The sequence below is a fragment of the Streptomyces naganishii JCM 4654 genome (genome assembly GCF_014650575.1).
Classification (GTDB): domain Bacteria; phylum Actinomycetota; class Actinomycetes; order Streptomycetales; family Streptomycetaceae; genus Streptomyces; species Streptomyces naganishii.
This window is the reverse complement of record NZ_BMVF01000006.1, coordinates 234,208-253,564: the sequence shown is the minus strand read 5'-3', so window position 1 is coordinate 253,564 and position 19,357 is coordinate 234,208. Positions and strand designations below refer to the sequence as shown.

The 19,357-nt window shown below is 72.1% G+C and carries 20 protein-coding genes and 1 pseudogene; 13 read left to right on the top strand and 8 right to left on the bottom strand.

What is annotated here, in order from left to right; translation table 11 throughout:
- The first annotated feature begins 12 nt into the window (after window positions 1-12).
- Genes IE217_RS13375 through IE217_RS13350 form a run of 6 tightly spaced genes read left to right on the top strand, consistent with a single transcriptional unit; the run spans window position 13 to window position 6,778 of the window.
- On the top strand, window positions 13-1,305 hold the full coding sequence (locus tag IE217_RS13375) for a DUF4910 domain-containing protein (protein ID WP_190178211.1): 1,293 nt from the start codon (window positions 13-15) through the stop codon (window positions 1,303-1,305).
- Between the two features lie 5 nt (window positions 1,306-1,310).
- Window positions 1,311-2,636: an MATE family efflux transporter gene (locus IE217_RS13370; RefSeq protein WP_190178047.1), complete on the top strand. Its 1,326-nt coding sequence runs from the start codon at window positions 1,311-1,313 to the stop codon at window positions 2,634-2,636.
- The gene (locus IE217_RS13365) at window positions 2,633-3,580 is read left to right on the top strand and encodes a glycosyltransferase family 2 protein (RefSeq protein WP_190178046.1); all 948 of its coding nucleotides are present in this window, start codon (window positions 2,633-2,635) and stop codon (window positions 3,578-3,580) included. The genes IE217_RS13370 and IE217_RS13365 overlap by 4 nt, the downstream gene beginning before the upstream one ends.
- Window positions 3,577-4,869, top strand: a complete 1,293-nt coding sequence (locus IE217_RS13360; RefSeq protein WP_190178045.1) for a polysaccharide pyruvyl transferase family protein — start codon at window positions 3,577-3,579, stop codon at window positions 4,867-4,869. Before IE217_RS13365 ends, IE217_RS13360 begins: the two co-directional genes overlap by 4 nt.
- Window positions 4,866-5,429, top strand: a complete 564-nt coding sequence (locus IE217_RS13355) for a dTDP-4-dehydrorhamnose 3,5-epimerase family protein (protein ID WP_190178044.1) — start codon at window positions 4,866-4,868, stop codon at window positions 5,427-5,429. Before IE217_RS13360 ends, IE217_RS13355 begins: the two co-directional genes overlap by 4 nt.
- Window positions 5,426-6,778 carry a glutamate-1-semialdehyde 2,1-aminomutase gene (locus IE217_RS13350; protein WP_190178043.1) on the top strand — a complete coding sequence of 451 codons (1,353 nt, stop codon included), beginning with the start codon at window positions 5,426-5,428 and terminating at the stop codon, window positions 6,776-6,778. The genes IE217_RS13355 and IE217_RS13350 overlap by 4 nt, the downstream gene beginning before the upstream one ends.
- Before the next feature lie 12 nt (window positions 6,779-6,790).
- On the opposite strand, the gene IE217_RS13345 is transcribed toward IE217_RS13350, so the two are convergent.
- Window positions 6,791-7,441 carry a phosphatase PAP2 family protein gene (locus IE217_RS13345; RefSeq protein WP_229865265.1) on the bottom strand — a complete coding sequence of 217 codons (651 nt, stop codon included), beginning with the start codon at window positions 7,439-7,441 and terminating at the stop codon, window positions 6,791-6,793.
- Between the two features lie 41 nt (window positions 7,442-7,482).
- Window positions 7,483-7,791: pseudogene (locus tag IE217_RS13340) on the bottom strand (ATP-binding protein); the annotation flags it as partial.
- On the opposite strand from IE217_RS13340, the gene IE217_RS35580 reads away from it, so the two are divergent.
- Window positions 7,766-7,891 (top strand): DUF397 domain-containing protein, encoded by a 126-nt coding sequence (locus IE217_RS35580; protein ID WP_229865264.1) that lies wholly within the window; start codon window positions 7,766-7,768, stop codon window positions 7,889-7,891. The pseudogene IE217_RS13340 and the gene IE217_RS35580 sit on opposite strands and share 26 nt — an antisense overlap.
- Here the strand turns inward: IE217_RS35580 and IE217_RS13335 are convergent.
- Window positions 7,876-8,466: a dihydrofolate reductase family protein gene (locus IE217_RS13335; protein ID WP_190178041.1), complete on the bottom strand. Its 591-nt coding sequence runs from the start codon at window positions 8,464-8,466 to the stop codon at window positions 7,876-7,878. The two genes, IE217_RS35580 and IE217_RS13335, sit on opposite strands and share 16 nt — an antisense overlap.
- A 61-nt stretch (window positions 8,467-8,527) precedes the next feature.
- Window positions 8,528-9,997, bottom strand: coding sequence for an MFS transporter (locus tag IE217_RS13330; RefSeq protein WP_229865263.1), 1,470 nt, complete (start codon window positions 9,995-9,997; stop codon window positions 8,528-8,530).
- Between the two features lie 114 nt (window positions 9,998-10,111).
- Between IE217_RS13330 and IE217_RS13325 the strand changes: the two genes are divergently transcribed.
- The 3 genes from IE217_RS13325 to IE217_RS35095 all read left to right on the top strand — a co-directional run bounded on the left by IE217_RS13325 (window position 10,112) and on the right by IE217_RS35095 (window position 13,064).
- The gene (locus IE217_RS13325) at window positions 10,112-10,702 is read left to right on the top strand and encodes a TetR/AcrR family transcriptional regulator (RefSeq protein ID WP_190178039.1); all 591 of its coding nucleotides are present in this window, start codon (window positions 10,112-10,114) and stop codon (window positions 10,700-10,702) included.
- A 110-nt stretch (window positions 10,703-10,812) separates the two neighbouring features.
- The gene (locus tag IE217_RS13320; protein WP_190178209.1) at window positions 10,813-12,873 is read left to right on the top strand and encodes a restriction endonuclease; all 2,061 of its coding nucleotides are present in this window, start codon (window positions 10,813-10,815) and stop codon (window positions 12,871-12,873) included.
- A 56-nt stretch (window positions 12,874-12,929) separates the two neighbouring features.
- Window positions 12,930-13,064 carry a hypothetical protein gene (locus IE217_RS35095; protein ID WP_268249144.1) on the top strand — a complete coding sequence of 45 codons (135 nt, stop codon included), beginning with the start codon at window positions 12,930-12,932 and terminating at the stop codon, window positions 13,062-13,064.
- Here IE217_RS35095 and IE217_RS13315 read toward each other — a convergent pair.
- A complete protein-coding gene (locus tag IE217_RS13315; RefSeq protein ID WP_190178038.1) occupies window positions 13,030-13,761 on the bottom strand; it encodes a hypothetical protein in 732 nt (243 codons plus the stop codon). The two genes, IE217_RS35095 and IE217_RS13315, sit on opposite strands and share 35 nt — an antisense overlap.
- Before the next feature lie 250 nt (window positions 13,762-14,011).
- Here IE217_RS13315 and IE217_RS13310 point away from each other — a divergent pair, with 250 nt between their 5' ends.
- Together IE217_RS13310 and IE217_RS13305 are read left to right on the top strand one after the other, a co-directional pair.
- Window positions 14,012-14,614, top strand: a complete 603-nt coding sequence (locus tag IE217_RS13310; RefSeq protein ID WP_190178037.1) for a DUF2269 domain-containing protein — start codon at window positions 14,012-14,014, stop codon at window positions 14,612-14,614.
- Window positions 14,615-14,743: 129 nt separating this feature from the next.
- Window positions 14,744-15,124, top strand: coding sequence for a VOC family protein (locus tag IE217_RS13305; RefSeq protein WP_229865261.1), 381 nt, complete (start codon window positions 14,744-14,746; stop codon window positions 15,122-15,124).
- Between the two features lie 75 nt (window positions 15,125-15,199).
- On the opposite strand, the gene IE217_RS13300 is transcribed toward IE217_RS13305, so the two are convergent.
- Window positions 15,200-16,396 carry an FAD-dependent oxidoreductase gene (locus IE217_RS13300; protein ID WP_190178036.1) on the bottom strand — a complete coding sequence of 399 codons (1,197 nt, stop codon included), beginning with the start codon at window positions 16,394-16,396 and terminating at the stop codon, window positions 15,200-15,202.
- Between the two features lie 362 nt (window positions 16,397-16,758).
- Between IE217_RS13300 and IE217_RS13295 the strand changes: the two genes are divergently transcribed.
- Entirely contained in the window at window positions 16,759-17,268 is a 510-nt protein-coding gene (locus IE217_RS13295; RefSeq protein WP_229865260.1) for a helix-turn-helix domain-containing protein, read from the top strand.
- 78 nt (window positions 17,269-17,346) lie between these two features.
- Here IE217_RS13295 and IE217_RS13290 read toward each other — a convergent pair whose 3' ends face one another.
- Both IE217_RS13290 and IE217_RS13285 read right to left on the bottom strand, forming a co-directional pair.
- Window positions 17,347-18,066 carry a tryptophan 2,3-dioxygenase family protein gene (locus IE217_RS13290; protein ID WP_190178035.1) on the bottom strand — a complete coding sequence of 240 codons (720 nt, stop codon included), beginning with the start codon at window positions 18,064-18,066 and terminating at the stop codon, window positions 17,347-17,349.
- Window positions 18,063-19,313: a pyridoxal phosphate-dependent aminotransferase gene (locus IE217_RS13285; RefSeq protein ID WP_229865259.1), complete on the bottom strand. Its 1,251-nt coding sequence runs from the start codon at window positions 19,311-19,313 to the stop codon at window positions 18,063-18,065. Before IE217_RS13285 ends, IE217_RS13290 begins: the two co-directional genes overlap by 4 nt.
- Between the last annotated feature and the right edge of the window lie 44 nt (window positions 19,314-19,357).

Genomic DNA, 19,357 nt, shown 5'->3' with positions numbered 1-19,357 from the left:
TCCGGGGAGGAGATGTACGCGCTGGTGGAGCGGCTCTACCCGCTGTGCCGGAGCATCACGGGCGACGGTGTGCGCGCCACCCTGCGGATCGTCGACGAGTACATCCCCCTGCACGTGCACGAGGTGCCGACCGGGACCCAGGTGCTCGACTGGACGGTGCCGCAGGAGTGGAACATCCGGGACGCGTACATCGCCGACGGCGCCGGCCGCCGGGTCGTCGACTTCGCCGCGTCCAGCCTGCACGTGCTCGGCTACAGCGTGCCGGTGTCGGCGACCATGCCGCTGGCCGAGCTGCGCCCGCACCTGCACACGCTGCCCGACCACCCGTCCTGGGTGCCCTACCGCACCAGTTACTACCAGCCGGAGTGGGGGTTCTGCCTGGCCCAGGAGACCCTGGACGCGATGCCGGACGGCGAGTACGAGGTGCGCATCGACTCCACCCTCGCCGACGGCCACCTCACCTACGCCGAGCACGTGGTCCCCGGGCAGGTCCCGGACGAGGTGATCGTCTCCTGCCACACCTGCCACCCGTCGCTGGCCAACGACAACCTGGCCGGCATCGCGGTCGCGGTCTTCCTGGCCCGGGAGCTGGCCGAGCGGACGCCGTACCACACCTACCGGTTCGTCTTCGCGCCGGGCACCATCGGCGCGATCACCTGGCTGGCCCGCAACAGGGAGCGGGTGAATGGGGCATCCCCTGCTCGAGCGGAGCCGAGAGCTCGGGGAATGGTGAGGCACGGGCTGGTGCTCGCCTGCGCGGGCGACCCGGGGCAGCTGACGTACAAGCGGAGCAGGCGGGGCGACGCGGAGATCGACCAGGTGATGCGGCACGTGCTGACCGCCTCCGGACGGCCGCACCGCGTCACCGAGTTCACCCCGTACGGCTACGACGAGCGGCAGTACTGCTCCCCCGGGTTCGACCTCGGCGTGGGCTCGCTCACCCGGACCCCGTACGCCGGTTATCCCGAGTACCACACCTCGGCGGACGACCTGGACTTCGTCTCGCCGGACGCGATGGCGGACACCCTCGCCGTGTGCCGCGAGGCGTTCGCCGTGCTCGACCGCAACCGGCGGTACGTCAACCTCAGCCCCTACGGCGAACCCCAGCTGGGGCGGCGCGGGCTGTACGACGCGCTCGGCGGCCGCAGCGACACCAAGCAGGCCCAGATGGCCATGCTCTGGGTGCTCAGCCTCTCCGACGGCGAGCACAGTCTGCTGGACGTGGCCGAGCGGTCCGGCCTGCCCTTCGACACCGTCGCCGACGCGGCCGGCGCCCTGCACGGCGCCGGGCTCCTCAAGGCGTGACGCCCATGACCACCGAGAAGGAGAAGACGACGGCCCCGGCGGACCGGCCCGCGCCCGCCGGGCAGGCGGCCACGGGGCGGAACGCCAGGCGGGCCGTCTTCGGCCGGCTGTCCTGGGGGCTGGCCGACCAGGCGGCCTCCAGCCTGAGCAACTTCGCGGTGGGCGTCTACGTGGCCCGCTCGCTGGGCGTGTCCGCGTTCGGCGTGTTCAGCCTGGCCTGGGTGACCTACGGCGTGGTGCTCAACGTCTCGCGCGGGCTGGCCACCGACCCGCTCGTGGTGCGCTTCAGCGGGGTGCCGGAGGCCACCTGGCGCGCGGCGGTGGTCCGGTCGGCGGGCACCGCGCTCGGCGTGGGGGCGGTCATCGGCGCGGCCTGCCTGGTGACCGGTCCGGCTCTCGGCGGACGGGTGGGGCCCGCGTTCGCCGTCCTCGGCGTGGTGCTGCCGGGGCTGCTGCTCCAGGACGCCTGGCGGTTCTCGTTCTTCGCCGCCGGCGCCGGGCACAAGGCGTTCGTCAACGACGTCGTGTGGTGCGTGGCGCTCGTCCCGGCCATGGTCGTGGCGGACCGCGTGGGCAGCGTGGCCGCCTTCGTGCTCGCCTGGGGCGCCTCCGCCGCGGTGGCCGCCGCCTACGGCTGCCTCCAGAGCGGCATCCGGCCCCGGATGACCGGTGCGCGCGGCTGGCTGCGCGAGCAGCGCGACCTCGGCTACCGGTACCTGGTCGAGAACGTCAGCCTCAGCGGCGCGAGCCAGCTGCGGGCGTACGGGCTCGGCGCGATCGTCGGGGTCGGCGCGGTGGGCGCGGTGCGGGGCGCCGAGCTCCTGCTCGGTCCGTTCCTCGCGCTGCTGATGGGGCTGTCGCTGGTCACCGTCCCGGAGGCGGCGCGGGTGCTGCGGCAGGCCCCGCACCGGCTGGGGAAGTTCTGCCTCCTGCTCGGCGGCGGCCAGGCGGGAGCCGCGCTGCTGTGGGGCGCGGCGCTGCTGCTGATGCCGGACCGGCTCGGCGAGCTGGTGCTCGGCAGCGTGTGGCCCTCCGCCTCCCAGCTCATCGTGCCGGTCACCCTCAGCGTCGCCGGCGCGGGACTCGGCACCGGCGCCGCGGCCGGACTGCGCGCGCTCGGCGCGGCCCGGCGCAGCCTGCGCTGCCAGCTGTTCGCCTCCGCCTGCTACGTCGGCGGCGGGCTCGGCGGGGCGGCCGCCGCCGGCACGGTCGGCTCGGCCTGGGGCGTCGCCGCGGCGACCGTCGGCAGTTCGGCCGTGTGGTGGCTGCAACTGCGGTCCGCCCTGCGCGAGCACCGCCGCAACACCCTTCGCGAAGTGAGGACTTCATGACCGACCGACCCAGGCTGAGCATCGGCCTGCCCGTCTACAACGGCGAGGAGTACCTGGCGGAGTCGCTCGACGCCCTGCTCGGCCAGACCTATGAGGACTTCGAGCTGATCGTCTCCGACAACGCCTCGACCGACGGGACCCAGGACATCTGCCGCAAGTACGCGGCACAGGACTCCCGCATCCGGTACCAGCGGCTGCCCCGGAACATCGGCGCCACGCCGAACCACAACCGGGTGTTCGCCGAGTCGCGCGGCGAACTGTTCAAGTGGGCCTCGCACGACGACCTCTACGCACGCGACCTGCTGCGGGCCTGCGTCGAGGCGCTGGACGAGCGGCCCGACGTGATCCTGGCGCACAGCGGCCAGGCGGTCATCGACGCCGACGGCCGGGTGAAGGTCCCCTACGAGTACGGGCTCGCCACCGACTCCCCGCGCGCCCCGGAGCGCTTCCGCAGCCTGCTGTTCGAACCGGGCGGCGACGACTTCTACGGGGTGATGCGGGCCGACGTGCTGCGCCGGGTGAAGCCGATGGACAGCTACCACCACGCGGACCGCACGTTCGTCGCCGAGATCACCCTGCACGGGCCCTTCCACCAGGTGCCGGAACTGCTCTACTTCCGCCGGGACCATCCCACCCGGGCCGAGCGGGCCAACCCCTCCAAGCGCGCCCGGTGCGTCAACCTGGACCCGCGCCGCGCGGGCCCGCTGCACCCCACGCCCCGGCTGCTCGCCGAGTACGTCTGGGGCTTCGCCTCGGCGATCCGGCGGGCCCCGCTGTCCGCGGCCGACCGGCGCGCCTGCTACGGCCACCTCGCCGCGTGGATGACCAGCCGCGCCCGGCCGGGCGCGGGCGAGCGGGTCGAGGACCGCGCCCCCGTCGACCCGGCCCGGCTCGCCGTCTCCGTCGACGCCCTCGTCGCCGGCCGTGAGGGGAGGCAGGCGTGAGCGCCGCTCGCGTCGGGGTGTTCGGCCTGCTCGGCTCGGGCAACCTCGGCAACGACGGCTCGCTCGGGGCCGTGCTCGCCTACCTGTGGCGCGATCATCCTCAGGCGGTCGTGGAGGCGCTGTGCGGCGGACCCGAGGCCGTCACGGCCCGGTTCGGGATACGCGCGACGCGGCTGCACTGGTACCGCGGGGAGTACCGGACCGCGTCCCGCGCGGGCGCGATCGCGGGCAAGGGGCTGGGCAAGCTCGTCGACGTCTTCCGCACGGCCGCCTGGGTGCGCCGGCAGGACGTGGTGATCGTGCCGGGCATGGGCGTCCTGGAGGCCACGCTGCCGCTGCGGCCCTGGGGCTTCCCGTACTCGCTGTTCCTGCTGTGCGCGAGCGGCCGGCTGCTCGGCACCCGCGTCGCGCTGGTCGGGGTCGGCGCCGCCCCGATCGGCAACCGGGCGACCCGGACGCTGGTGCGCTGGTCGGCGCGGCTGGCCGCGTACCGGTCCTACCGGGACGGCCCGTCCCGCGAGGCGATGCGGGCGATGGGCGTGGACACCGCGCGCGACGAGGTCTGCCCGGACCTCGCCTTCTCCCTGCCGACGGTACGGGCCCCTCTGGGGGCTCCGGGCCAGGTCTGCGTCGGTGTCATGGACTTCCACGGCGGCGACGACGACCGCGCCCGCGCCGAGGAGATCCACCGGCGCTACCTCGACGGCGTGATCCGCTTCGTCCGCGCGCTGGTCGAGGAGGGCAGGCCGGTGAGGCTGCTCACCGGCGACGGCTGCGACGCCCCGGTGGTCGCCGCGATCCTCGGCGCGGTGGACTCGCCGCTGGTCACCGCCGCCGAACCGGCCTCGCTCGACGACCTGATGAGGGAGACGTCGGCCGCCGGCACCGTGGTGGCGACCCGGTACCACAACCTGATCTGCGCGCTGAAGACCGGCACACCGACGCTCGCGCTCAGCTATGCGACCAAGAGCGAGGCGCTCATGGCCCGGATGGGTCTCGGCGCCTACTGCCACCCGGCCCGCGAGGTCGACGCCGAACGGCTGCTGGAGCAGTTCCGGGAACTGGAGAAGCGGGCGCCGGAGCTGCGGCGGACCCTCGCCGAGCGGAACCGGGTCGCCGTCGAGCAACTCGAGTCGCAGTTCACCGCGTTGACCGCGGCCCTGTTCCCGGCGGCGGCCGGTCACGACCGACCCGACGCCGGAGCCGGCACCGGACCGGAAGCCCGAACCGACATCAGATCCGACGCCCGACCCGACGCCCGAGCCGACGCCAGGCAGGAGACCCCATGAGAGCGACCGAAGTCCCGGCGATCGCCGGCGCGTACCTGTTCGAGCCGACCCCGTTCGCCGACGAACGCGGCTTCTTCTGCCGCACCTTCGACGCCGACGTGGTCCGCTCGGTGGGCCTGGACCCGGACGCCTTCGTCCAGGACAGCCTGTCCCGCTCGTCCCGGGGCGTGCTGCGCGGCCTGCACCTGCGTTCCGGCGACGGCGAGGCCAAGCTGGTGCGGTGCTCGTACGGGAAGGTCTTCGACGTCGTCGTCGACCTGCGCCCGGACTCGCCCACCTACCTGGGCCGGGCCTACTTCGAACTGTCCGGCGAGACGCAGGCGACCCTGTACGTCCCGGCGGGGTGCGCGCACGGCTTCCAGGCGCTCACCGAACCCGCCGACGTGTCGTACCGGATCGACCGCCCGCACGACCCGGCCGAGGACGTGACGATCGCCTTCGACGCCCCGGAGCTCGCCATCGACTGGCCGCTGCCGGTCGCGTCGGTGTCCCGGCGGGACCGGGAGGCGCCCGGCCTCGCCGAGGCCCTGAAGCACATGGAGAGGACGAAGCTGCCGTGACCACCGAACCCACCGAAGACACCGAGGCCTCCGACGAGTTCAGGCTGCCCCGGTCCCGGCTGGCGAACGAGCGGCTGCACGCCCTGGTCCCCGGGGGCGCGCACACCTACGCCAAGGGCGACGACCAGTACCCCGAGGACCTCGCCCCGGTCATCAGCCACGGCAGCGGCGCCCACGTGTGGGACGTCGACGGCAACCGCTACGTCGAGTACGGCTCCGGGCTGCGCTCGGTCAGCCTCGGTCACGCCCACCCGCGCGTGACCGAGGCGGTGCGGCGGCAACTCGACCGCGGCAGCAACTTCGTACGGCCGTCCATCGTGGAGGTCGAGGCCGCGGAACGCTTCCTGGCGACCGTGCCGACGGCCGAGATGGTGAAGTTCACGAAGAACGGCTCCGACGCCACCACCGCCGCCGTGCGCCTCGCCCGCGCCGTCACCGGGCGCCCGCGGGTGGCCATCTGCGCCGACCACCCCTTCTACTCCGTCGACGACTGGTTCATCGGCACCACGCCCATGAACGCGGGCATCCCGGCGGCGACCACCGAACTCACCGTGGCGTTCCCCTACGGGGACCTGGCCGCCACGGAGGCACTGCTCACCCGGTACGAGGGCGAGGTCGCCTGCCTGATCCTCGAACCCGCCACCCTCACCGAACCGCCGTCCGGTTACCTCGCCGGGCTGCGCGAGCTGGCCGACCGGCACGGCTGCGTACTGGTCTTCGACGAGATGATCACCGGCTTCCGCTGGTCGGAGGCGGGCGCCCAGGGCCTGTACGGAGTGGTCCCCGACCTCTCCACGTTCGGCAAGGCGCTGGGCAACGGGTTCGCCGTGTCCGCGCTGGCCGGGCGCCGCGACCTGATGGAGCGGGGCGGGCTGCGCCACTCCCACGACCGGGTGTTCCTGCTGTCCACCACGCACGGCGCCGAGACGCACTCGCTGGCCGCCGCGATGGCCGTGCAGGCCGTCTACACCGAGGAGGGCGTCACCGCCCGGCTGCACGCCCTCGGCGAGCGGCTGGCCGCCGGTGTCCGCGAGGCCGCGGCGAGCATGGGCGTCGGCGACCACGTCGTCGTCCGGGGCCGGGCCAGCAACCTGGTCTTCGCCACCCTCGACGAGGACCTGCGGCCCTCGCAGCCGTACCGCACCCTGTTCCTGCGCCGGCTCCTGGCGGGCGGGGTGCTGGCCCCGTCGTTCGTGGTGAGCAGCGCGCTGACCGACGCCGACATCGAGCACACCGTGGACGTGGTGGGCCAGGCGTGCGCGGTGTACCGCAAGGCCCTGGACGCGGGCGACCCCACTCCGTGGCTGGAGGGGCGACCGGTGAAGCCGGTGTTCCGCCGCCTGGCGTGAGGTGACGGCCGGTCAGCGGCGCGCGGCCGGACGGGAACGGGCGTCCCGTCCGGCCGACCGGTCGACCAGCCACGCGGTCGCCGGCACCACCGCCAGCGCGGTGCACCAGCCGCCGACGACGTCCGTCGGATAGTGCGCGCCGAGGGCGACCTGCGCCCACCCCATGGCGGCCCCGGCGACCAGCGCCGAGGCGAGCACGAGGACCGTGCCGGCCGCCCCGCCGAGGCCGAGCCGGCCGGTCACGATCAGCGCCAGCGCGAACGCGAGCGCGGTGAGGAAGGCGGTGTGCCCGCTCGGGTACGACAGGTTGCCCGCACCGTGGATGGTGCGCCCCACCACGTACTTGAGCACCGTCGCCACTCCCACGGCCACGCCCACGCAGGCCACGACGAACACGGCCGCACGCGGCCCCCACAGCAGCAGACAGCCCGCCACGACGGCCCCGACCAGCAGCACCGACCCCAGCGGCTCCCCGAGGAAGTCCAGGGCCAGGGCGAAGTGCCGCGGGGTCGGCCCGGCCCCCTCCACGGCCGGCTGCACCCACGCGTCCACCCTGCCGGGCCTGCCGTGCCCGGCGTACATCCCGCCGAGCACACCCACCACCAGCGCGGCGACCCCCGCGACCAGCCCGAGCCCCGCCCGCAACGCCCCCGGCAACACCACGGCCCCGCCTCCCGCCCCAGACCAGTCCCCCGGTCGCCACCCTAGCCAACAACGGAGCCGGGCCAGCCGCACTCCGCCCACACCGTCTTGCCCGGACCGCCGCCCGGCCGGAGGCACCAGCCCCAGCGGGCGGCGAGCGCCGCCACGAGCAGCAGCCCGCGGCCTCGGGCGTCCTCGGCGCCGGGCGCGGACAGCGCTCCCGGTTCGGGCGGTGTGCGTTCGGTACGGGCGTCGGTGACCTCGATCCTGACCGTCCGGGCGGGTGCGCTCAGGCGCAGCAGCAGATGGAAGTCCCGGCCGGGGACACGGCCGTGCCGCACCGCGTTGGCGGTCAGCTCACTCATACACATCCGCGGCTCCAAGGCCGCCGCCGGTCCGGTCATCCGGGTGTCACGCCCGGCGTGGGCGCGGTTCGTCGGCGGCTCACGCGGCCGTCAGGCGCGGGTGTAGGTGAGGAAGGCGGCGCCGCCGGGCAGCACCGTGTGCCCGGTCATCGTGAACGCGCGCGGATTCGTGCCGGACTTCCCCGCGAACAGCGGGATGCCCGCGCCGATGGTGACCGGGCTGACCTTGAGGACGAGTTCGTCGATCTCCGGGTAGAGGGCCCCGGCCAGTTCGGCGCCGCCGACCAGCCATATCCCCTTGCCGTCCTGGGCCTTGAGTTCGCGTGCCTTCTCCAGCGGGTCGGTGGAGACCACCTCGACGGCCGCGTCCGGGCTCTTGGTCAGGGTGCGGGAGAACACGTAGTGCCGCAGGTGCGGGTAGGCGTCGGTGATGCCGGCGTCCAGTCCGAGCTGGTAGGAGCGGCGCCCCTCCAGGACGGTGTCGAAGCGGGTGCCGGACGCGGTCACGCCCAACGCCGCACGGGCGGGGGCCGGCAGTGTCTCCGGGTAGTGCGTGACGATGTGCTCCAGGTAGTCGGGGGTGACGGTGAAGAAGCCGTCGGGGCCGGTCGGGTCGCCCCCGTCCGGGCCGGCGATGTACCCGTCAAGGGTGGTGGCGACGTAGTAGGTCAGGGTGCGCACAGCGATCATCCTTCGATGGCGTGGTGGTGGCCGCTTCTCCCGGCCGGGGCGGTGGTCATCGTCAACGGCTGTTCAGGGGTGCCTCGTTCGAGGTGGTAACCGTATCCGCGACGGCGGAGCCCTGCGGCGCCACTGGGCCTTCCACGGGCTTGGACCTCGCCAGCCACAGGCCGGTGAACACGGCGGTGGCCAAGGTGACGGTGCCGGCGGCGAGGAAGGCGCTGTCGAGGCCGGTCTCGAAGGAGGCGCCGCCGGACTGCCGGATGCGGACGACGGCTCCGAGCACCGCGACGCCGAGTACCGCGCCGATCTGCCGGGTGGTGCTGCTGATGCCTGACGCGAGGCCGCCCTCCTGCGGGCTGACGGCTTGGATGGCGGCGCCTGTCAGTGGGGACAGGGTCAGGGCGAAGCCGGTGCCGGCGAGTGCCAGCCGCCACCAGACGTTCCCGTAGCCGGTGCCGGCGTGCACCGTGCCGAGCGCCAGCAGTCCCAGGCCGGCCAGGGCCAGGCCGGTGGTGACGACGAGGCGGAAGCCGTACCGGGCGGCGAGCCGGCCCGCGTACGGGCTGACGATCACCATGGCGAGGGACACCGGCAGGGTCTGCAGGCCGGCGCGCAGGATCGAGCTGCCCTGGACGTGCACGAAGAACTGGGAGAAGAAGAACGACGAGCCCATGAGCGCGAAGCCCACCACGACCATGGCGGTGTTGGACACGGTGAACAGGCGCTGCCGGAACAGCCGCAGCGGCAGCATCGGGGCGCGACGACGGGCCTCGACGGCGGCGAAGGCGGCGAGGAGGATCACCGCGGCGGCGAAGCTTGCCAGGATGACCGGTGAGGTCCAGCGGCGGGCACCGCCCTCGATCAGCCCGTAGGTCAGTACCCCCACCGCGAGAACGGACAGCACCGTGCCCGGGACGTCGATCGCGGGGGCGCCCGGGTTGCGGGACTCGCCGAGGTGGCGCAGGCCGGCCAGCAGCAGGACCACGCCGATGGGCAGGTTGACCAGGAAGATGGCGGGCCAGCCGAAGGCCTGTGTCAGCACGCCGCCGGCCACGGGGCCCGCGGCCAGGCCGATTCCGCTGAGTCCGGCCCACAGCCCGATCGCCTTGACCCGTTCCTGCGGCACGGGATGGGCGGCGGCGAGCAGGGCGAGCGAGGCAGGGCTCAGCGCCGCGGCCCCGATGCCCTGGAGGACCCGGCCGGCGACCAGCCAGCCGAGCGAGGGAGCGAGGCTGCACAGCAGCGACGCGGCGGTGAACAGTGCCACGCCGGTCAGGTAGACCCGTTTGCGGCCGAACCGGTCGGCGAAGACACCGCCGGACAGCAGCAGCATGGCGACCAGCAGTACGTAGGCGTCGACGATCCATTGCAGTCCGGTCAGTCGGGTGTGCAGCCGGTTCTGCATGTCGGGCAGTGCCGCCCCGACGATCGTGTTGTCGAGCAGGACCATGAACTGGCCCAGGCAGGTCACCGTGAGCAGTAAGGCCCGGTTCGATCGACCACCTACGGTCGCATGCGATGCAGCCAAGAGATTCCCCAATCGTTCCCCTGAGGCGCACTAAAGCAGTCGTCGACTGCGTTAGGTGACTATAGGGAGGGTCGACTCACAAACGCAAGTGGTAACTGCGTTAAGGTGGGGGGCATGAACGAGCGACAGCCAGCCCGGCGGCCCGGCGGGCGCAGCGCGCGCGTCGGCGCGCAGGTGCACCAGGCGGTCACCGGCCTGATCAGTGAGCGCGGTTACGGCAACTTCACCGTCGGCGACGTCGCGGCCCGCGCAGGCGTGGCCGACAGCAGCGTCTACCGCCGGTGGGGCAGCCTGGAGAACCTGCTCACCGACGTGGCGCTCACCCGCCTCAACGCGCAGTCGCCGATGCCCGACACCGGGAGCCTCGCCGGCGACCTGCGCACGTACGCGGCCCAAGTGGCCCGCGAGATCACCGGACCCGACGGTCCGGCGGTGCTGCACCTGGCCGTCGCCCTGTCGGGCAGCGGTCAGCGGGGCCTGGAGGCCGGCGCCTCCCTCCGCGCCGAACGCACCCGGCAACTGCAGTCCATGCTCGACCGCGCCCGGGACCGCGGTGAGCCCGCACTCGACGCGTCCGACGTGCTGGACCACATCCTGGCCCCGATGTACATCCGCGTCCTGTTCGGCATGGTCCCCCTCACCCCGGACTACATCGACGGCCTGGTCGACCGACTGCTGTGGACATCGGCCTCCGAAGGCGACTGAGCAGGTTCCGCTCGCGGACGGATGTGCGAGACGGTCCTCGCTGGATAGAGTCGTTCCGTTACAACTGGTTGTGGGGACAACCAGAGCGCCTCGGGGAGGGCATGCAACGCATGAGCCGTCGTTCTAATGGCTTGGTCGGCGTCTGGGCTGAGATGCAGAGGCAGCAGCAGCGCCAAGTGGAGGCCGACGCCAGGCGACGGAGACAGGAAGCGCAGCAAGCGCGCGCCCACCAACGGCGAGCTGCCCAGAGTCACCGCGAGTACATGCAGGCAGAGGCACTACGTCGCACTGAAGAACTGGACGCACAGGTTGCGTCGCTGCAAGGTCTCCTCGCGTCGGGTTGTCAGGCCCCGGCTTTCAGGGCTTCCTCCCTCATGCGTCCTGAAGAGGTCCAGCCGTTCGCCCCAGGACCACTGGCGCAGCCCGTGCCCATGCCGAACTTCGACCATTACCAGGCGCAGAGCGGATGGACGGCCGGTCGCCGAGCACAGGCGCAGGTCGAAGCCCGGGCACGCTTCGAGCAGGACTGGCACGCGGCCCAGGTGGCGGAGGCGCAGCGGCAGCAGCAGTTGGCGTCGTACCGGCGGGAGTACCAGCAGTGGGCCGATGCCCAGCTGGCCGAGGTACGGCGACACAACGCCGGCGTCGCCGAGCTGACCGAGGGAGTCAGGCGCCGCGATCCCGACGCCGTGGTCGAGTACTTCTCCGCCGCTCTCTACGCCTCGACCGCGTGGCCGGAAGGTTTCCCGCGTCAGGTGGCAGCGGCCTACGACTCGGCAGCGGGACAGCTGGTGCTGGACTGGGAGCTGCCCTCTTGCAGCGTCGTCCCCGAGGCCAAATCCGTTCGGTACATGTACGCGGCGGACCAGCACAAGGAGAGTCCCCGGCCAGTAACTCAGCGCCGGGCTCTTTACCGGGAGGTTCTCGCGCAATGCATGCTGCTCGTCCTGCACGAACTCTTCGCCGCGGATGAACCGGGCGCGCTCGAGTCGGTGACCTTGAACGGGTTCGTGGACGGGCATGACCCCACGACGGGCCGGCCGGGCCGCATCTACCTGGCAACCGTCATGGCCCCGCACTCGGTGTTCCGCGACCTGCACTTGGCACAGGTGGACGCCTGCAGCTGCCTGGCCGACGCGCTGCGCGGGCAACTCTCGGCCCGTCCCGACCAGCTCACGCCGGTGCGGCCGAGTCGCCGGCCGCAGGACGTCGGGAACCGTGTGGTCACGCATGGCAGCGACGAGGATCCCGACCTGTACGAGATGGATCCGATCGCCTTCGAGAACCTCGTTGCCGATCTCTTCCGGGCGATGGGGATGCAGGCGGTCACCACCCAGCGCTCGAACGACGGCGGGGTGGACGTCGACGCTCTTGATCCGGCACCGATCCGGGGTGGCAAGATCGTCGTGCAGGTGAAGCGCTACCGCAACACGGTGCCGCCCACCGCTGTGCGGGACTTGTACGGGACCGTGCAGGACGCCGGCGCCAACAAGGGCGTCCTCGTGACGACGTCACGGTTCGGCCCTGGCTCCCACACCTTCGCCAACGGCAAGCCGCTGGAACTGATCCCGGGAGCCGAACTCGTCGACCTGCTGCATCGTCATGGGCTGCGGGGACGCCTGGGCGACGGTTCCCGTCGATCCGCGGCTCAGCCGGCGCCGACGGTACCGGACACTCGACTGCCCGACGACTACAACGTCCTGGGCATGTCGTGGACCGGAAGTGTCGCCTTGGACGTGTGCGCTCTCGTCTGCCGTGGGAACCGGGTCCTCAGTGACGACCACTTCGTCTTCTTCAACAACCCGCAGACGCCGGACGGCACCGTGCGGGCCCTTCCCGCCACCGCACCCGACAAGGCCGCGATCCGGGTCTCCTTCGACGCGTTGCCGGACGAGGCCGACCGGTTCGTCCTCGTGGCCGCCATCGACCCGGAGGTCGACCCGGACGCCGACCTCTCGGGCTTCACGGACGCGTGCATCCGGCTTCTCGACCCCGGGATGACCGAACTCGGAAGACTCGAGGTCTCCGACGGCCGACCCCGCGAGACCGCCTTGGTACTCGGCTCGTTCCGCCGCAGGGCGAACGGGGACTGGGACTTCGTCCTCGGCGGCAAGGGCTACACGGGCGGCCTGGAGGAACTCGTCAAGGACTACGGCATCGAGGTGGAGTAGGCCGCCCTTGAGTCCGCGTGCCGTGGCACCCCGGACGGGTTCACGAACCCGGTTTGATGACCCCTGCCACCCGTTCGCGGCTGGAGGACCTGCTCGCGGGCGACGGCACCGAGCTGGGCACGGCCGGCGTCGAGCAGGTGCGTCGCTTCGTCCGTGTCAGTGGTCACGTGATGTCGTGCTGGAGCCGGTGAGGTCTTCCGTTCGGCCGCCGCGCCTCCACAGCAATACGCTGAGTGCGGCGAACCAGGCGAAGCCGAGGAAGCGACCGAGCGGGATGAACACCGAGCCGGCCTCGGCGACGAGCGAGCTCATCGACAGCACGCCGGCCGCCCCGATCACCATGCCGCTCCAGGCGATCCAGGCGGGCAGGGCGTGGCCGGCGCGTCCCGTCGCGGCGACCAGGAAGACCGCCACCCCGAGCGTGGCCATGGCCGGGGCCGCCCCGGTGATGAAGGACAGATCCGAGACGGCCCGATACGTGGACAGCTGCGCCCTGGAGCCGATCTGGGCCAGGACCCAGCTGCTACCGGCCGAGAGCAGGAGCAGAGTTCCGGCGACGGTGGCCAGCACGCGGACGGCGTCGGCCCGGGTGTCGCTGCCGTACCTGCGGACGAACGCGGTCAGCCAGGGGACGAAGGCCAGCAGGGCGAGGGCCGACAACCCCTGGAGCAGGCCCAGCAGACGGAAGAGATCCTCCAGCGTCGCCGCGTCCTTCAGCCGGTACGCCTGCACTTCGGCGTCGCTGGAGTACGGCGTCACGGTGCCGGACGGGCCCAGCGTCGCGATGGCGACGAGACTGGCCACGAAGAACAGGGCGTACAGCACGCCGGACAGAGCGCCGACGTCACGGCGGCGGGCGCTGGTTCGGACGAACGTGGCGGTGGTCACGGAGGCGATTCCTCCCGAGGAACGTCGGTGGCTACGGAGCGGGGGAGTTCCGGCCCCGGTGTCCTCACGATCACAGAGCGGACGCCGTCGGACGTCCCGCGCGGGAAGGCCGTGTGCGTACTCCTGGTGACGTACGAGCCCATCCGCTGCACTGCTCGGACCGCCGGCCGTACTCGCCTGGGCGCAGCGGGAGTTACTTCCGCGGGCGGACGCCTCGGGCGGCCGGGCAGGAGAGCCTGGCCCGGTACCTGTGCCCGACGACCTGATTGAGGTTCTGATGCCCCTCTCCGCCGGATGGTGGCCGGTGACGACGCCCGTCGGCGACGGCACGCGACGGCATTCCGGCCGCCGGCTGCCTCACCGGGTCCACAAGGGCGCGGTCGTCGTGCATGTGGTCGTCTCCGTCAGCTGGCTGGCCCTGATGCTCTGCCTGCTCACCCTGGGCGCGACGGCACTGGTGACGGACGATGCCGACACCGTGCGGACGGCTTACCGGGCGATGGAGATGCTGGGTGACGTTCTGATCCTCCCGCTGAGCCTGCTCACCTTGGTCAGCGGTGTGGTGCTGGCCTTCGGCACGTCGTGGGGGCTGTTTCGGTACTACTGGGTCAGCGCCAAGTTCTGGCTGACCCTGGCGGCGACGGCGGCCTCGGTCTTCGCCCTCACCGCCAGACTGCACGACGCGGCGGCCGCGGTCGCCCGGCATCCGGTGGGCCCCGTCTCAGCCATGGATCTGGGATTCGTCCGCTACAACATGGTGATCGTCCCGGCGGTCGCCTTCCTGTTGTATCTCGCCAACGTCATCCTGTCCGTCTACAAACCCTGGGGCCGGCGGCCCGTCTCCCGGGATTGAGGCGGACAGCGGTGTCGCTTCGACCAGCCGACACGTCGTGTTCAACAGGGGTACGCCGGCGCAGGACGTGGCGTGAACTGTTCGCGTCGAATCCCGTCGGGTCTCCACAGGGGCGGATAGGGTCAACACATGAGTCTGACGCCACGGTTGATCGTCCCGGACCCCGACACCGCCGCGACCTACTACCAGGAGGCCATGGGAGCCAAGGAGGTCTTCCGCGCCCAGGACGACAGCGGCCGCGTGATGGTCGTCGTCCTGCAGATCGGAGGTTCCCCGCTCTCCCTGTCCCCCGCCGTGTCCGAGTGGGGCTGGCTCTCGCCCGACGACGTCGGCGGCTCCCCGGTGCTCCTGGAGGCGGAGTTCCAGGACCAGGACGCGGTCGCCGAACGGATGGTCGCCGGAGGCGGCACCGTCGTCGTACCGGTGGAGAACCGGCCGTACGGCAAGCGGGAGGGACGCCTGCGCGACCCGTTCGGCCACCTGTGGATCGTCACCGGTCCCCTGCGCTGAGACACCGGCCGGCTCCTCGCGGGGTCGCGCCCCGCGAGGAGCCGGCCGGCGGAAGGTCCCGAGATCCGCGGGGTCTCAGACGACCGGCAAGGGCCACGGCGAAGGCCGGTAGGAATAGGCCTCGGTGCCCTTGCGCACCCCTTGCTTGATGGCCATCGGCAGCATCAGGTCGCGTATCACGCGGGTGATCCACCGGTCCGGGGTCATCACCGCCCCCGTCTGCCGGGCCTGCTTCGCCATCGCGGCGACCCGGTCCCGACGGGACTCCTCGAACGCGGCGAACGCCCGCGGCGCGCGCGGGTGTTCGTGCAGCGCCAGGGCGAGTTCGTAGGCGTCCTCCATGCCGAGCGCGGCTCCGGCCCCCAGGTGCGGGGCCACCGCGTGCGCGGCGTCCCCCAGCACCGCGGCGCTCCCCCGGTGCCAGGTGTCCAGGGGCGGCACCTCGTGGACCGGCCACCGGCCGACCGGTCCGGCGGAGGCGTTCAGGATGCGCCGGATCACGGCGGGGTCGGGGCGGTGCCGGTCGGCCAGCCCGGCCACCCACCGCGCGTCGTCGATTTCGGCGAGTTCGGCGAAGGTGCGTTCACGGGTCTCCTGGTGGTTCTCGAACCACCACACGACACCGGGCGACACCACCTGGTACCCGAAGAACCCGCGCAGGCCGAAGACCATGTGGAACCGGCCGTCCACGGGCAGTTCCGCGGCGCCGATCTCCGACCTGCCCCCTGAGCCGACCACCTCGGTGTAGGCGGGCCGGGGCGCGTCGGGGAGCAGCAGGCGGCGCACGGCGGAGTTCACGCCGTCGCAGCCCAGCACGATGTCGGCCTCGGCGTGCGTGCCGTCCTCGAAGCCGATGCGCCGGTGGCCGTCGCCGTCGTCGTCCAGGGCGACGAGGCGCTTGCCGGTCTGCAGTTTCACCCCGTTGTCGGTGGCCGCCTCGCGCAGGGCGCCGCTGAGTTCGCCGCGCATGATGTTGGTGGTGCGTTCCGGGTTCCGGGCGAGTTGCCGGCCCCTGTGGTTGGTGAAGTCGATGGACGTCGCCACTACGCCCTGTTCGAGGATCCGGTCGGCCAGCCCCAGACGCTCCAGGACGGCGCGCCCGTTCGGGGCGAGGTTGAGGAACGAGCCGACGTCCTGCGCCCGGCGTACGTAGGCCTCGTACAGGTTCACCTCGAAACCCAGTCTGGCCAGGCACAGGGACAGCAGTGATCCGGTGATGCCGGCGCCGACGACGGCGACGCGGCGGATCGGAGGGGTCTTCTCGTTCGTCATGGTGGCTCCTGATCGTGACCGTGGTCAGTGGTCGAGGCGGCCGGTGCCGCCCCGGCATGACTGCCGATCACCGGGCGGTCCCACGCGAACGTGTCGTGGTTCTTTCGGCGTCCCCGCCGTCCGCCCCGGTCGAGCGCGCCTCACGCTCCGGGCCGGAATCCAGTCCCCGCCGAGGCGGAATCCACCCGGCATCGGCCTGGAATCGAGACACGGCAGGATCGGACCCACGGGGGCCGGTGACGAAGTCACGCGGAAGTCCGGCGTCGAAGCCAGCCAGCACAACCTCACGCACGCATGCCCGGCGACGCCGCCGGTCCTCGGCCACGAGTTGTCACTCGTCACGGGAGAACGGGGACAGGGCCATGGCCACGCTCACTCACCAGAAGGAAGTAAGGTTCCTTCGCTGGCCGGTGCAGAGCCACGAACGCGACCAGTTGCGCGAGGCGGGACTGCCGTGCCTGCTGGTCCTGGAGGGCCAGACAGCACCGCCGAGCGATATTTCCCCCATCGAGGACTGGGTGCGCCCGCCGGTCGACCGCCTCGACCTGGCGGCTCGCGTCCACACGCTTCAGCGGCGCACCGGAACCGACTTCGTGCCCGCGCTGGATCCCACCGGGGTCCTCTACTACGGCGGGCAGTCGGTGCCCATGTCCGAGGCACAGAGCGAGATGATGCGGTGTTTCCTGGCCGACTTCGGCCATCTCGTCCGGCGGGACACGCTGAAGGACGCCCTGGGCCGGACCAGGAACGAGACGGTCACCAGCAACGCGGTGGACCTGCACATCATGCGGCTGCGTCAGCGGCTGGACGGCGTCCGGCTGAGCCTGCGCACCGTGTGGGGGCGGGGTTACATCCTGGAGGCCGCCACCTGATCCGGCCGGCAGCCACCACCTGATCCGGCCGGCACCGGAACGCGCGCGCCGCGCGTTCCGGGGCCCGGCCCGCCGCGGTCAGCCCGCCTGCCGGCGCCCGCGCTCGTGCACTTTGCCGCGCAGCTCGTGGAGTTCGGTGAACGGCATCGTGGCGCGGCCCATGAGGTGCGCGGCCCCCGAGGTGCCGGCGGTACCGGGCTGTTCCCCGAGCATCTTCATGACCAGGCCCACGTGCCCGATCTTCCACTGGAAGTAGCCGTTGCCGACCCTGAGCATCGCCTCGACGACCCGGTGGAACGAGCCCGCCTCGACACCCGCCGCGACGATCTCCTCCAGGTCGGCGCCGATCCGCTCCAGCCCGGAACGGAAGGCGAGGAACAGGGAGCCGGACCGGCTGGCACTGCCGAGTACCCGTTCCAGCCGGTGGGACTGGCTGGACTGGGCTCCGCTGGCCGTGCCGAGGTACTGCCGGAACTGGGCGAAGTCCTCCAACGGCAGTCGTTCGAGCGCCATGAGCTGCTCGTGCAGCAGGCGCAGCAGCTCGCTGGAGCGGTAGAGCAGGTCGACGGACCGCTCCAGGTCCGCGGTGGTCATCGTCAGGAAGTGGCCCTCCACGGCGGCGAGGTCGCCCAGGATCTGTTTCAGCCACAGCTCGCAGGTCTGGTGGCTGACGATGAAGAACTGTTCGGAGAGCAGTGTGGCGAGGTCCGCGTCGCCGTCGGGGGTGCGCGGCTGCTGGAGGGCCAGCAGTTCGTCGAGCTTCAGGTAGGAGGCGTAGGTCACCTCGATGGGCGTCACCGCTGCCTCTTTTCACGGACGAGCGCGACCAGAAGTTCCACTCCGGTGACGAGCTGCTCCCGCTCGACGCAGAACGCGATCCGGACCAGGCCGGACGCGACGCCGCCGGGCTTCAGCGGTCGCATCGTGCCGTCCGCGGCGAATTCCGGCCGTGCGGAGAACCCGCTGCCGGGGACCACCACGACGTCGTGACGGAGCATGAGTTCGGCGCTGAACTCCTCGCCGGTCATACCGGTGCACGAGATGTCGGCCATCGCGTACCAGCCGCCGCCGGGCAGGGCGGGCAGCAGCCCCTCGTCGACCAGCGAAGGGAGCGCGGCGTCCCGGTTCCCGCGTACGAAGTCGTGGTTGTGGGCGAGGGCTGCCGAGGCGTCCAGGGCGGCCAGTCCGGCGTACTGGACGGGCGCGTTGGGCGCAATGATGCAGGATTCCTGAACGCTGCGCATGGCGGCGGCCGTCTCCGGCCGCGACACCGCGACGTAGCCGAGCCGGTAGCCGGTCATCGCCGGCCCCTTGGAGAAGGTGAAGACGCTGTTGACGATGCGCTGCGACGCGGGGCGGTCGCGCTCCAGGGCGGCGATGGACAGGTGGGGGCCGGAGAACGCGAAGTCCTCGTAGGCCTCGTCGCTGATGATCTGCCAGCCCCGCTCGTCGGCGATCTCGTACAGGGTCTGCTGCAGCGGGAGGCCGGAGACCGCGCCGGTGGGATTGGCGGGGGTGTTGAGCAGCAGCACCCGGGTCGCGGGGCCGGCCGCCCGCCGGATCGACTCGGGGTCGGGCGCGAAGTGCTCGTCGAGCTTGTAGAACACCGGACGGAATCCGGCCAGGAGGGCCTGTTGCAGGTGAACGGGCCAGTGGATCTCCGGCATCAGGATCTCCGCGCCCGAGCCGGCGAGGCAGCGCATCAGGGCGCTGAGCCCCTGACAGGACCCGGGGGTGACGAAGAGCCGGGCGGGCTCGGTGTCGACGCGGTTGACGGTGTCGAGCTTGTCCGCGAGACGCTCACGAAGCTCCGGGAGCCCCTGTACGTCTATGTAGCGGGCCCGGCCCTCCTGGACGGCGGCGGCGAACTCCTTGGCGACGGAGTCCGGTGGGCCGAAGGCGGGCTCGCCCACGTGCAGCTTGATCTGGCCGGGGTGCTCCCGCTCGCGCTCGTTGGCGATCCGGAAGGACTCGTACAGCCAGGAGGAGGGGATCGCCGAGGCAGGGGCGAACCACGGTGAAGCCGTCTGCGTCATCTGATTCATGCCTTTCCGCTGAGGGCAGGACCGGCCGGATCGGGCAGGCCGGG